12 protein-coding genes are annotated in these 13536 nt (G+C 55.2%); 5 read left to right on the forward strand and 7 right to left on the reverse strand.

What is annotated here, in order from left to right:
- The first annotated feature begins 62 nt into the window (after positions 1 to 62).
- Both F1E05_RS05990 and F1E05_RS05995 read left to right on the forward strand, forming a co-directional pair.
- Positions 63 to 3098 (forward strand): PKD domain-containing protein, encoded by a 3036-nt coding sequence (locus F1E05_RS05990; protein ID WP_150047429.1) that lies wholly within the window; start codon positions 63 to 65, stop codon positions 3096 to 3098.
- Positions 3099 to 3390: 292 nt separating this feature from the next.
- Complete coding sequence (locus tag F1E05_RS05995) at positions 3391 to 3963, forward strand: cohesin domain-containing protein (protein ID WP_150047430.1); 573 nt, start codon at positions 3391 to 3393, stop codon at positions 3961 to 3963.
- Here the strand turns inward: F1E05_RS05995 and F1E05_RS06000 are convergent.
- The 3 genes from F1E05_RS06000 to F1E05_RS06010 form a co-directional block, all read right to left on the reverse strand.
- Positions 3953 to 5086 carry a HupE/UreJ family protein gene (locus tag F1E05_RS06000; protein ID WP_150047431.1) on the reverse strand — a complete coding sequence of 378 codons (1134 nt, stop codon included), beginning with the start codon at positions 5084 to 5086 and terminating at the stop codon, positions 3953 to 3955. The two genes, F1E05_RS05995 and F1E05_RS06000, sit on opposite strands and share 11 nt — an antisense overlap.
- Positions 5083 to 6252 carry a tetratricopeptide repeat protein gene (locus tag F1E05_RS06005; protein ID WP_150047432.1) on the reverse strand — a complete coding sequence of 390 codons (1170 nt, stop codon included), beginning with the start codon at positions 6250 to 6252 and terminating at the stop codon, positions 5083 to 5085. Before F1E05_RS06005 ends, F1E05_RS06000 begins: the two co-directional genes overlap by 4 nt.
- A gap of 151 nt (positions 6253 to 6403) precedes the next feature.
- Positions 6404 to 8044, reverse strand: coding sequence for a DUF4331 domain-containing protein (locus tag F1E05_RS06010; protein ID WP_150047433.1), 1641 nt, complete (start codon positions 8042 to 8044; stop codon positions 6404 to 6406).
- Between the two features lie 422 nt (positions 8045 to 8466).
- On the opposite strand from F1E05_RS06010, the gene F1E05_RS06015 reads away from it, so the two are divergent.
- From F1E05_RS06015 to F1E05_RS06025, 3 genes are all read left to right on the forward strand, one after another.
- A complete protein-coding gene (locus F1E05_RS06015) occupies positions 8467 to 9270 on the forward strand; it encodes a VPLPA-CTERM sorting domain-containing protein (protein WP_150047434.1) in 804 nt (267 codons plus the stop codon).
- Positions 9271 to 9854: 584 nt separating this feature from the next.
- Positions 9855 to 10214 carry a hypothetical protein gene (locus F1E05_RS06020; RefSeq protein WP_150047435.1) on the forward strand — a complete coding sequence of 120 codons (360 nt, stop codon included), beginning with the start codon at positions 9855 to 9857 and terminating at the stop codon, positions 10212 to 10214.
- Positions 10215 to 10222: 8 nt separating this feature from the next.
- Positions 10223 to 11041, forward strand: coding sequence for a hypothetical protein (locus tag F1E05_RS06025; protein ID WP_150047436.1), 819 nt, complete (start codon positions 10223 to 10225; stop codon positions 11039 to 11041).
- A 23-nt stretch (positions 11042 to 11064) separates the two neighbouring features.
- On the opposite strand, the gene queA is transcribed toward F1E05_RS06025, so the two are convergent.
- From queA to F1E05_RS06045, 4 genes are all read right to left on the reverse strand, one after another.
- Complete coding sequence (gene queA / locus F1E05_RS06030) at positions 11065 to 12084, reverse strand: tRNA preQ1(34) S-adenosylmethionine ribosyltransferase-isomerase QueA (RefSeq protein ID WP_150047437.1); 1020 nt, start codon at positions 12082 to 12084, stop codon at positions 11065 to 11067.
- A gap of 149 nt (positions 12085 to 12233) precedes the next feature.
- Entirely contained in the window at positions 12234 to 12575 is a 342-nt protein-coding gene (locus tag F1E05_RS06035; protein WP_150047438.1) for a zinc ribbon domain-containing protein YjdM, read from the reverse strand.
- Between the two features lie 59 nt (positions 12576 to 12634).
- A complete protein-coding gene (locus F1E05_RS06040) occupies positions 12635 to 13291 on the reverse strand; it encodes a thiopurine S-methyltransferase (protein ID WP_150047439.1) in 657 nt (218 codons plus the stop codon).
- A 14-nt stretch (positions 13292 to 13305) separates the two neighbouring features.
- On the reverse strand, positions 13306 to 13515 hold the full coding sequence (locus F1E05_RS06045; protein WP_150047440.1) for a hypothetical protein: 210 nt from the start codon (positions 13513 to 13515) through the stop codon (positions 13306 to 13308).
- Between the last annotated feature and the right edge of the window lie 21 nt (positions 13516 to 13536).

The raw sequence follows: 13536 nt of genomic DNA on the forward strand, positions 1-13536 counted from the left end.
TTATTTTCCATCGATCCCGCCGGTTCAGCAGGACGGCGCATTCAGATAGTAGAGGTCTGATTATGATGAGTTCCGCATTCCGCTATGTTTGCCTTTACGGCGTGTGGCATCTGCCGCCGCTACGCTCTTGGGCGGCATTATCGTTTGCCATGGCCGCATTGCTGGTTCTGGCGTCGTCCGCCGCGGCGCAGGAACGCGCGCGTAGCTTGCCCAACGTGGTCAGCCAGTTTCAAAACTTGAAACACCATGGCGAATGGTTGGGTTTTAACACGGGGCTTTACAGCTTCGACGATTTTCACGAGCAAACCGATTCGATTTTCACCAATACCAGCAGCCACTGGCAAGGCATACAGCGGTTCGACGCCGCCAACGGCACGCCTTATTGGTTGGTGTCGCGCAGCAGCAACGCTAGTTCGTCGGCCGGACATCTGGCCGTGGTGCAGCTGGCCTCGCGCGACAAGGACGGCGAGCGATTGCGCTCCAACCGGCTGCTTAAAGGCGAAAAAACCGAAGACACCTCGCCGCCTAGTCAAGACAAAATCGTTAACTTGATCAGTTTTAGCGATTACCAGCACATCGGCGGCACCCAGACGGTCGGCAACATTCTGGCGGTGCCGGCCGAGGAAAAGGTCGACGAATCCGCCGACATTCCGGACGGACGCATTTATTTTTACGATTTGTCCACGCTACCCAATCCGACCTTGCTGTCCTACCATTTGGATATCGAAGGCCACAAGGCCGGCGTGGTCGGTATCACCGATTTGCCGGACGGCCGTTATTTGTTGGCGTTGAGTTGGGGCTACGGTGACAAGATTGAGTTTTATAAATCCAACGGCAGCGACTGGCACGATCCCAACTTCGCCTTCAGTTTGCACAGCGAGTGGAATTATTACGATTTGCTGGGAGACCAGGATTGGCCTTGGCAATTTGCATTTACCGTGGGCGGTAAGGATATTCCGTTGTCGTATTCGCATCAGACCTTGAATTTCATCAAGCAAGACGACGGCAAACTGTACTTGCTGGGCACGCACAATACCGCACCCACCGCGCCCAGCGACTATTTGGGTAAAGACGTCGGCGTGTTGTATCAAGTCGGCGGTACCGGCGACGGCGAAACCGCTACCTTGACCTCGGTCGTCGGCCAGCGTTTTTATTCGCGTTCGCCCGGGTCAGTCGATCCGCCGCTGGGCTTCAAAATTATTAATTTCAGCGCCAGCGTCGGCGCTTATGTCAGTCCGAGCCAGGAGCTGTTGCTGTATGCGACCGAGCATTATGCGCAAGGCCCTAGCGGGTCGGTACAGGTCGCCGAATTTCGCCATCGCGACGTCTATAGAGCCGGCAGCCCGAATTATTATCCGACCGCCAAAATCAACGCGGCCGGCAGCGTCACGGTGGGTAACAGCGTGGCCTTGAGCGCGGCCGGCAGCAAGCCGCCGAAAGCCAAGCCTTGGGTAGAGCTTTATGCCGACGCCTCAGGCTGGCAAAATCAAACCGCCAGCGTGGAGCAAACCGCGGTTGCGACCTGGACTTTTTCGCCGTCCTCGGATAGAGACCGCAGCCTGGTGATCGATGCGGCCGACATCGGCAAAGACGATTACAACAACTTCGGTGATCTGGATCAGACTGACGGCATCATTACCCCGAAAGGTTTCCACGACACCGCCAGTTCGGTGCGTTATTGGGCGCCGCCGGGCTGCGGGCCGAATCTATACGAACAAGACAATTACGGCGGCAAGGTGTTGAATTTGCGAGTGGAATCGGGTTACGCGGCGGACAGGATCTGGGTTGTTTCGGATCTGAAGAATCTGGCCATGCGCGATTCCGGCGGCAATTCCACCGGCGCCAACGATAAAACCAGTTCCTTGACCTTGACAACCGCCGGCTGCGACCAGCCATTAACCAAATACACCTGGTCGCTGGGCAGCGGTTCGGTCGGCAGCATCGCCGACGCCAATGGGGTGCAGACTAAATTTGTCGCCGGCAACGTGCCGGGCAAGGCGACCGTCAAACTGACGGTGTGTACCGCGACCAATCTGTGCAATACCGGTTCGCAACAAATTCAAGTGACGCAAATAGGGCCTTTGCTGGAGAAAGTGAACGGTCCGGCCGAAGTGCGCAAAAATCACGCGTTGACGCTGGACATTTCCTTCAGCAACCCGGACCCCGCCGCGCAGCACAGCTTGAAAATCCTGTGGGGCGACGGCACCGGAGTAAACGAAACCCTGCCGGTCTCCGAGCGTTTCGTCAGCCGCAGTCATAGTTATGCCGAGGCCGGCAATTACCAAGTAGCGATCAGCATCAGCGATCAAAACCGCAATAGCACCAGCCAAACGCACGTGGTGACGGTGACGGACCCGGCGCCGCGCATCCAGGCGTTTTCGCTGACCGAGCAAATTCAGGAAGGCGACAGCGCGCGGCTGACGGTCGGCTTTGCCCTCAGCCAACCGGCGGAGGCGTCCATAGACTGGGGCGACGGCAGTGCGGCGCAAGATCCGCGCATCGGCCAATCGGCGAATAATCAAGTCGTTGCCGACCACGTTTATGCGGACAACGGCGAGTACACGGTGACGATCAGCTTCGACGACGGGGTGGACGTGATCAGTCAAAGCGGCACAGTCAGGGTCGGCAACGCGGCGCCTGCGATTACCAACGTAGGCATCAACGCCCAAGGTTTGTTCCTGCGTTTTACCGATCCCGGACTGAGCGATCGGCATACGGCCAGCGTCGATTGGGGCGATCAAACCGCGCTTAGCACGCAGGCTATACCGGTCGGCAACCGCGAGTTCGAGGTCAAGCATAGCTATCGGCCGGCCGCACAGGGTTTCGGCAAAGCGGCATATCAGGTTGTGGTTACTCTGTCGGACGGCGTGGACAGCGGCAGCAAGACGGTGACTATCAACGTGCCGAAAGGCGATTTAGACAGCGACCGCGACGTGGACCGCAACGACTTGAATCTGTTGCTCGGCGAACGCAATAAAACGGTGGCCGCCAGCGTATGCGGCAGCCGTTGCGACTTGGACGGTGACGGCAAAATCACCGTCAACGACGGCCGGAAGTTGAGCTTGCTGTGTACCCGCAGCAATTGTGCGCCGCAGTGAGCCGTGGGCGTTGGTTATGATGGATTCTCGTCAGGTAAGGATTTCGCTAAAAATCATGTCCCGAAATGATTTTTCCCGGCAAACCGTTCGTGTTGAACTCGGTCGACGCATGAAGGGTTGGGCGCGGCGGATGCTCGGATTTTCCCGTTCATCCCTCGACAAGTTCAGGACGAATGGGAAAATCCTTGCAACCCGAAACGGGGAACGTATTGATAACCTTATTCTCGGTGCCTGGCGCAGCTACTCTGGCCTATTCAGCCAAAAACCTTTACAGACTCTTTAGGAGGCAGTTATGCAACGTTTTTTAACCGGCGCGCTGTTTTGTACGCTCTGCGCGTCCGCTCAAGCCATCCCGCTGCTGGAACTCAGCCCGCTGCAGCAAAGCGTGACTTTGGGTTCGACGGCCAGCATCGAGCTACGGATCAGCGGTCTGGACGAAGCCACGGCCTTGTCGGCCTTCGACGTGCAAATCGTATTCGACCCGACGGTGCTGGCTTACGACCATAGCGCATTCGGCGATCAACTGGACTTGTTCGGCTTGGGCGACGTGCGCGGCGTTGAAAGCGAGTACGGGGTGCTGAATGTGTGGGAAATTTCTCTGGATGGTGCAGCCGACTTGTTGGGCGGCCAAGCCGACGCGTTTACCTTGGCTACCCTGAGCTTCCAGGCGGTAGGCGAAGGTTTCAGCGCATTGACCTTATCGTTGAACGCCTTGGCCGACGCCGACGGCAACGGCTTGCCGGCGCAACTCGGCGAAGCGGGGGTGACGGTCAGTGCCGTGCCGTTGCCGGCCTTCGGTTACAGTCTGGCCTTGGCGCTGGCCGGCTTGCCGCTTGCCGGCCGCCGTCGTCGGCTTAGCCGCTAATCAGGTTAATGTCCAGGCTGCGTTCGGCCAGCCAGATCAAGGCCAGCCCGGCGATGGCGGCCGAACCGGCGTGCATGGCCACGGCAGGGTAGTAGCGATAGCGGCTGAAATAGCCGATCAGCGGCAGTACCGCCGCCACTACCGCCAATTGGCCGAGTTCCACGCCCAAGTTGAAACTGAACAAAGCCCAGACGATGTTTTGCGGCGACAGTTGCATGTCCAGCAGCACGCTGGCTATCCCCAAGCCGTGAATCAGGCCGAAGCCGAACGCGACCCAATACTTGCGGTGGGTGACGCACGGCACGATATTGTTCAGCGCGGCCAGTAGCACCGAGGCGGCTATCGCGGCTTCCACCCAGCGGCTGGGCAGGCTGACGATTTGCAGTACCGCCAGGCTAAGGGTCAAGGAATGGGCCAGCGTGAAGGCGCTGACGACCGCCACCACTTCGCCCAGCGTGGTTTTGAATCCGGTTTTGGGCTGCCAGCCTTCGGATTCGCGAATCAACGCGGCCGGCAGCAATAAACTCAGTAAAAACAACAGATGATCGTAGCCTATCCAAATGTGCCAAACCCCTTCGCGGGCGAAGTCTTGCAAGCGCGTCCAAGCGCCGGCCGCCGGTTCGCCGCTTATCCCGTTCCAGTGTTGCTGACGGACTTCCGGACTGAATATCGCGGTTTGTTGGGCGTCGCCCGACTGTAACGTCAGCAAGCCGCGGTGCTGCCGGTCCAGGTCGAAAAACAGGCTGTAGTCCAGGCTCAGACTGTGCACTGGCTTGGGGCACCGTGCGGACAGCGGCACTACCGCGTAGCGGCCGTCGCTGTGTTGGTCTATCAGTAAGTCGCCGGCTTGTAACGGACAGGCCGTGTCATTCGCTGCCAGCGCTAGATGGGCAAGCGCATAGGCTTTGATGGTCTCGGCCGCGGCGCGCACTTCGCCCCAGGTCAAACGGCCGTCGCCGTTTCGGTCCAGGCCGAGCGCGTAGTCCAAATCGCGCAAGGCGATATCCCATCGGCCGCGTAGCGAATCGTCCTGCGCATGCAGTTGTAAATAGCTGTCGCTGGATTTATGCGCATGGGCTGCTTGGCCGGTCACTAACATAACCAATAACAATATGCGGATCATGAGCGCGCTCCCAATGTGTTAGCCAACGCTTGCAAGCGGGTGTCCTGCACACCCGATTCGGCGATAAAGCGTAAAACCGGCGCGGCTCTGGCCGGAGCCGCGGCGGCCTTAGCCGCTTGCAGAAAAATTAAGGCGTCGCGCGGCTCGCGCTGCACCGCCCAATTCGCTTCGGCCAAGCGCAAGGCTTCGGCGGGATTGCCGGCCAGTTCCAGGTAAAAGCGCGCTTCCTCGGCTTGGTGGCTGGTTTCGCCACGCAGCCGGCCGGCGGCGAAGCGGGCTTGCAGGGCTTGCACATGCTCGCTGGCCTCCGCGCGCTGCAAACGGCGTTCGGCCAGCGCCAGTCGCAGTAACAAACCGTCGGCGCGGGTTTCTCCTTTTAGCAAGTCGATTACTTCCGGGTAACGTTGCTGCTGTAACAAAAAGTCGGCATAGGTCGACAGCAAATAAGCGCTGGCTTGCGGGAAGGCCAAGGCTTGGCGGTAAGCGACCTCAGCCGCCGCCGGGTCGCCTAGCCGCTCGTCGATCTCCGCCAACATGGTCCAGGCCCATTGTCTATCGGCTACCGGGGCCTCAGCTTCGCCGGCCAGGGTTTGTTGCAACAAACCTTGGGCTTCCTTCAGTCGGCCGGTCATGCTTAGCGGCGCGGCCAGGCAAGCGTTGGCGGTCAGGGTCGGGGTGCCGCGTCGTGCGGCCAAGCAGCTCTGCCAAGCCCCGGTGAAATTGCCTTGCACTTGCTGGATGGCGGCTTTGCTTAGCCAGGCCAATCCGGAACGCGGTTGCAAGGCCAGGGCTTGGTCCAAGGCTTGCAAAGCCGGGGCGAATGCGTGCCGGTTTTGTAATAGCGTGGCGTGCAGAATCAAGGCTTGCGGATGCGGAGTGGCCGCGTTCAGCCAGGGTTGCAAGTTGGCTTCGGCATAGCCGAAATAGCGCGGGTCGGAAGTGGCACGGCCACGTTCGATCAATAAAGTCGTCAAGCGTTGCACGGCTTGCCAGTCGTTCGGTCGGTTGCGAATTTGGCTTTGCAAGTCGCGCATGCGTCGGTCGGTTTCGTCGCGGGCCGGCAAGGTTTCCAATAGTTCGGCGTCTGACTGGGGCAGATAAGGACTTGCGTCGACGAAGCCCGGGCTAACGAGTAAATAGCAGCTGATGAAGAGTACGCATTTCATGGTGTTGTCCCGCCGGTATTTTCAAACATCGAAAACGACAAACCTGCAGTTTGGTTTTTGCCGTTAGTATCGAATTCGCTATCGCCTGATTGCTTATCAGGATTTACCGGCATCCCTGCCGGTCCGAAAGCCTGTCGTTCGGTTTTTTTCGTTATTGCGCCGGACAGTTGACGGCTGTCAGATTGCTTGGGTCTTGGCAACCGGCTTCGCCCGGATCGACGTGGCGGCTTTGCCGGCCGCTATGGGCGAAGGCCACGTAGGGGAAGGTTTCCTGGTAGCTTTGATCGTTGGCGTTGACGCCGTCGGCAATGCGGTTGTTAGGAAAGATGTTGAAATCCGGGTGTAGTACCCCGACCACGGCTTGCGCGGCGATGTCGGTCACATCGTCGGACACCCGCCGGCCGTTCGGAAAGCCGGCCGTATCGCCGGCCAGGAAACCCATGCGTTTACGATTGGCCGGCGCCGTGGCGGGGATGCCGGTATTCAAGCGCAGCAAGTCGGCGACCGGGCCTTTTTGCGCCGGCGTGCAGCCGGGGCAAATCGGCGCGGCGTAAAACACCAGCGGACCTAAGTCGAAACTGGGGTTGTTGGCGTCCACCCGCGGCGGTGTCGGGATGCTGACCGCGCCGCCGTATGCGGCGTTGACGACTCTAGCCAGGAGCGGATCGGCCACGTAGCCGGCGAATGCGGCGTCGTTTTTAGGTTCGCTCATGCTGAATTTGTTCTTGTCGCCGGTGCCTATCAGCAACTCGTTAACCAAAGGGTTGCCCATGCGTTGAATTTGCGCGAAGGTTTTGGAGGTTTTGGGGTTGATTGCCGGGTTGCCGCGGTAAATTTTGATGCGCGGCCGCGAGGTGGTGGCATAGGTGCCGATCACGGCCAAGGCTTCGTCGGCCGCATGGGGTTTGCCGTCTTGGGTCAACAGCGTGATGGGAACTTGAATGGCGATGGTGTTGACGTTGAAGCCGGCCACGTCGTCGGAAGCGAAATTGGCGGTTTCGTTGGCGTATTGTGCATCGGAGAATACCCCGGCGATTCCGGCCCCGGAGGCGCCGGAACGGAAATTGAAACTGTCGAAGGTGGCGCCCAGATCAATGTAAAACGGATCGTCCACCGTGCCGGCGAATACGCTGATGCCGTTGCCCAACTCATAAATGCCTTGTTTGGCCAGATTGGTGTAATCGGGCATGGTGCGCGGGCCGACGTTGGACGGTACCGCGTACAGGTTCATGTTTTTGGTCAAGTCCACGATTTTGCGGTGTTTGCCTTTGCGCTTGATCATTTTCACCGAATAGCTTTGCCGCAAGCCCAAGCCTTCCGAGCCGGGTCCGTCCAGCGCCGTGATCGCCGGCGGAATCAGCGGAGTGCCGGCGACGATGGGACTGGGCGAATTGTCCGGCGCCGCCACGCCGTTGCCGACGCCGACGAAGCCGGTGAATACGCTGGGCAGACGCTGTTCGGTGTTAAAGCGGAATTGAAAAATGATGTCTTCTTCGGCGTCGAAATTGTTGTCTACTTTCATTTCGTACACGATGTCCGGGTCGAACGGAAAGTAGTTGGGGCCGTTGCTGGGTTCCAGTAGCGGGTCCACGTTTAAGATCATGGTCACTTTGCCGGGATCGTCGTAGGAAACGAAAGCGTACCAATCGGTGATGTCGGCTTTGGTGTCCAGCGCGGTCAACGGCGCTTCGCGGTGGTTGGCGGCGTCGGCGTGCGGTACGTTCAGCAACGCGGCAACCGCGCCGGCTAACAGAGCCAGCGGCCAGAGTTTGGTTTTAGTTGTTTTGGTCATGGGATCAGTCCTCGTAGTTGGGTAAGGCAGCGAAGATCGCTACATTTCTCAATACGTGGGCAATAGCCGGCCGGATGCAAAAATTCTGAAATTTTTTTAGCGGGGCGGTTTAGCGGCAATCAAAAGGGCGGATGCGGTTGGTGCGTCGCAGTAAGGTGCAGCCCGGTTTGTTTCCATGCGGTGCGTGGTAATCAAGGGGAAAGATTGCCGACGATGGTGGCTGTCGAATGTGAAGCTAGGCTAAATGTGTCGTTAATTTTTACAACTGGTTCGGTCGGCCGCTAGCAAAATTTTGATTGTTTTTATTTTTGTTTTTGTTTTTGTTTTTGTTTTTTGGCTCTTTTATTGCTTTATAGCGTTTGGATTGTTGTTTTTCCACAGATTACTTCGTTTACGTTTAATTGGATTCAAGGAGATTATTGATGATTCATACCAAATCGTTGGTTGCAAGCGTTTTGTTTTCTGCTGCCGCCTTCAATGCTAATGCTACTTTGACCACTTACAGTTCCGGCGGGATTGATTTGGTTTACAGCAGCGTCAGCGACATTACCTGGACGGCAGACGGCAATTTGTTAGGCTCCATGATGGAAAGCCAAGGTTTCGATACTGTCGTCAACGCTATCCTAGCCGCCAGCCCGGTTATTCACGATACACCCAATCAATATGACGGTAGTTATTACGACCATTGGCACTATGATGGCAATTACACGCTAAGCGCTGAGGACTTTAATTACGGATTTTTGGGGCAAACAAACTGGTTTGGTGCCATGGGTTTTGTCAATTATTTGAACAGCATTAATTATGCTGGTAGCAATCAGTGGTCGTTGCCAAGTGCGGGGGATAATCCGACTTGGGGATTCGATATTACCGACAGCCAATGGGGCCAGCTTTATTACACCGAATTGGGGCTAACTCGTTTAGCAACTGAAAATGATGTGAATGGTGGTATTTTTGGCAACGGGCAATTGGATGGCTCAAGCGAGACAAATATCGAGCCATTTAGCGACATTCAAATTAATTTTTATTGGATGGCTACTGAAGATGTAGCACGCGCATATCAATTCGACCCAGCACATGGCTTCCAATGGATTGATGATAAACCGTTTTCAGGATATGCTTGGGCGGTCACTCCTGGTCAAATTTCCAGCGTGCCGGTTCCGGCTGCTGTTTGGTTGTTTTCAACTTCCCTGTTCGGCTTAATGGCTGCGTCACGCCGTAAACGATAACAGATGGATAGATGGTCAATGGCGGATTTCCGATACTTCGCCATTGACTATGCGCGTGGCGAAACCGACCTGGCTCGCTCTAAAGTTTTTTATCTTCCCAGTCTCCAAATCCAGTCGATATTAACGGCAAAGCGTGCTGGCGTGGCCGAAACTACAGGGCCAATTTGCCCGCCATGCGTTAACAAACGCGTCTGTCCGGACATGGAGTGGTATCGAGCCCCATCGCGCCCAGGCGTAAAGCCGAAACATTCGCAAACGGCAGGGCTTGGCGGCAACAAGCCAGCCCTTCTCATCCGCAAAAAAGTCGTCTATCAGGTAAACGTTCATGCCGCACGCCTATGCGCTTTGCAATGGCGACGGGTAAGCGGTGTATTTGCGTTGGCAGGAGATCGTCCGGTTCGTTACGGCGCTCAGCGTCCGGCGACACAATAGGCCTGCTTTTTTAACCGCTCGTATTTCAGAAAACAAGCTATGTTTGTTAGTTATCAAATAAGTTTCGCCTTGGTTATTTGGACGGATTTTGCCGGCACAGGACGCAATAGCCATTCAGCCGGAATTTAGAGCTTTTGCGCGCGAGTAATGCCATGTGTTTTCTGAAATTCGTATTTTTATTATTCACCGCTTCTATCTGTTTATCCGGCTGCGCAATTAACTATTACGATGCGGATACCGGGGCACAACACTTATTCGGAATCGGCCACATGGTGATGAAAATCGAACAAGGCGAATCGCAACCGATTGCGGTCTATAGCGGCTTAAGCAGCATTGGCGTAGCAGCCGGTTCGACGCTGGACGGTTATTCGTTCAACGGCGGCTGGGCGTATCATCAAAGCATCCACGTTTTGCAGCATGATGCGAGTTTTAATCTGCTCTGGCCTAATGCCGATTGGCTGAATATCAAAGTGGGCAGTTGGCCGGATCCGTTGTCGGCCGAGCATAAGTAGGGGGAGATATGATTTATAAAAATAAGGCAATTAATTTCATTCTATCGGCATTGCTTGTTGTTGGCGTATCAGGTTGCGGCATAGGCCAGAAGAAACTTCTATTTGTCTCTAAGACCAATGTCGGGGTAGATATTGATGCCGACAGGCTGACGGCACAAATCAATATCGATCGCGAGGAAGCGGCTATCGGGCCCACTTTTGAGGGCGGAAAACACGTGCCGTTGGTTGCCGGCTTTACCAACGAAAACCGTTTTCTGGCGGGGTTCGGCGTTTCTACCTTGTTCGCGGGTGGAGACGCGGCTGAAGCGTTTTCAAGTCACTGGCAAAAAGAGAATGTTGCCTGCGACCAAAACACCAATGAAGGCTCAAGTGCGATTTCATTGCAACAAAAACCGAAATTCAAAAAGGGCATGTTTCGCAGGTTTTTCGACTGGATGCGCGGAGACGATGAGGAATATACCTATCTACCGGGTCCGGGAGACGTCAAGCCGTTTATATTTTCGACCGATTCCAGCTTGGGCTTGAAAGTATCCTGGTCTGCCAGCAGTGCCGCTTCCGGAATTCCGGATAAGGTATTGATAGGCTTTAATCGAGAAGAATTGGCTTTGGCTCCGGTGATGGGGGAGAAGAAAAAAGGGGAGCCTTATAAGGTTTCCAGTCCTTCCTTTATTGCATCGTTAATATCCGATACCAACCTGTCGTCGATCAGACGCTCCAAACTGGCCTGGATACAGACTTTTGCCGTCGGTACGGCGGCGACAAAAATTGCGTGCGATTCGGTGATAAGAAACGATTTGCATAAGACATTTGCCATCGATGCGGAATAGTCATTTCATCGGGTGAAAACCGCTTACAAGATGACCATCGCGTCGCCGTAGCTGAAGAAGCGATAGCGGTGTTGCACGGCATGTCGGTAGGCCTGCATGACGTTGTCGTAGCCGGCAAAAGCGGAAACCAGCATCAGCAATGTGGACTCCGGTAAATGGAAGTTGGTAAGCATGCCGTTAACGGTGTTAAAGCGATAGCCGGGGGTTATAAACAGTTGGGTATCGCCGCTACCCGGCTGCAATTCGCCGGTGGTCGAGGCTGATTCCAAGGCCCGGACCGCGGTGGTGCCGATGGCTATGACTCGGCCCGCGCGGGCCTGGGTTTGTTTTATCGCGGCTACGCAGGCTTCTGAAACCTGAAAATATTCTTTGTGCATGACGTGTTGCTGCAGATCGTCCACGCGTACCGGCTGAAATGTGCCGCTGCCGACGTGTAGCGTCACGAAACAATGGCGAATTCCGAGTTGCTGTATACGCTGCATAGTGGCCTGATCGAAATGTAAGCCGGCGGTTGGTGCCGCCACTGCTCCGGCGCGGTTGGCGAAGACGGTTTGATAGCGTTCCGCATCGTTTTGGTCGTCGGCCCGGTCGATATAGGGGGGTAGAGGCATGTGGCCGATTTGCTCCAATAGTTCCAATAGCGGGCAGGGCGCTTGAAATTGCAGGCGAAACAAGTCGTCGACCCGCTCCAGGACTCGGCATTCGATGTCGTCGGTCAGGCGGATCATGGCATCGGGTTTAGGCGACTTGCTGGCGCGCAGATGGGCAATGACTTGGTTTTCGGATTCGATGCGTTCGATCAAAATCTCGACCTTGCCGCCGCTGGTTTTGTGGCCGAATAGGCGAGCCGGAATGACTTTGGTATCGTTGAAAACTAACAGATCGTTAGGCTGTAACAGCGATAAGAAGTCGGAGAATTGGCAGTCTTTTATCCTTCCGTTATGCCGCTCCAGGTGCAATAGTCTACTGGCGCTCCTTTCGGCCAAGGGCTTTTGGGCGATGAGTTCGGGCGGTAGTGAGTAGTTGAAATCGCTTTTTTTCATGACTGAGCACTTGCTATCGGCGAGCGCGAAACGCAGTCGATCAACGGCAGACTGGTTAAGTGGCGTTATATGGCATTCGAAACAAACGATTTAACGGCAGTTAGGACTTACTCGAATTCGCGGTGTTGTGTCGGGCATATTCAAAACGATCAGGCTTTTTTGACGAATTCCGATTTCAACTGCATGGCGCCTATACCGTCTATTTTGCAGTCTATATCGTGGTCTCCTTCGACCAGGCGAATGTTTTTGACTTTGGTGCCGACTTTGACGACCAACGAACTGCCTTTGACTTTGAGGTCTTTGATGACCGTGACGCTATCCCCGTCTTGTAACGGGTTGCCGTAGGCATCTTTGATGGTGCGTTGTTCTTCGCTCGCTGCGTTGTGCGTTTCGGTCGGCCATTCGTGCCCGCATTCCGGGCAAACCAACATGCCATGGTCTTCGTAACTGTATTCGGATTGGCATTTTGGGCAGTTAGGCAAGGCCGACATAAGATTTCACCTTTAGGTTTGGTAAGCAAACCTGACATTATCTTAAGTTATCGAACAAATTACAAAACGGATATGCGATAAATTTGTTCGTGCATATAGCTTAAGCCGCGTTCGCGAAAACGGGCGTCGGCTGCAAGAAGATCGCTGGAATATACAAATTCGATATTGCACCATTCGGCGTATAAACCATGGATTTCTTCGGCCGGCACCGAAAACGGCGGCCCTTGCATTTCATGTTGCGGATAATCGAAGCTAACCAACAAGATGCGAGTGCCGGTTTGCAGCAGTTGCGTCAATTTTTCGACGTAGGCGGGACGCATTTTGGTCGGTAATGCCACTAACGAAGCCCTATCGTAGACTGCATCGATGTTTGCCAGCTGCTTGGGATCGAGCTGGAAAAAATCCCCGCAAAAAATTACGAGATCGCCGTAGCGGTATTCACTGAGCGCATCGGTGGTTTTAACTGCAGGGCAAAGGCCGTTTTCGGAAAAAAACGCTTTAACGGCCAACTCGCTGATTTCTACCCCTATTACCCGGTATCCTTGCGCAGTTAGCCACAACATATCATTGCTTTTACCGCAAAAGGGTACGAATACCGTAGCGCCTGCCGGACAATTCAATCCGGGCCAGCAGGCGGTCAGGTGCGGATTGATGTCCGGGTTATGAAAGCCGATCTGATTTTGCTGCCAACGCTCCAGCCAGAAGTGTTTTTCCATGAGGTTGGAGATAGTTACGAACGCAGTTTACGGATGCATTGCCGGGCAAATTGCAAAATCGGTAGATCCATGCCTTGGAAGCTGGCGTATAGCTGTTCGATGTCTATCGGGTCCAGATGCACGTATATACCGTGTCCGGTTGCGGCGATAAATTCCCGGCTTAATGTTTCAATGAACGTGAAACGATCGATGTAGTTGTCGCTAACTTTATTGTTGGTATTCATGGCGTTCACCCTGGTATCTGA

This window comes from Methylomonas rhizoryzae, assembly GCF_008632455.1.
Classification (GTDB): Bacteria; Pseudomonadota; Gammaproteobacteria; order Methylococcales; family Methylomonadaceae; genus Methylomonas; species Methylomonas rhizoryzae.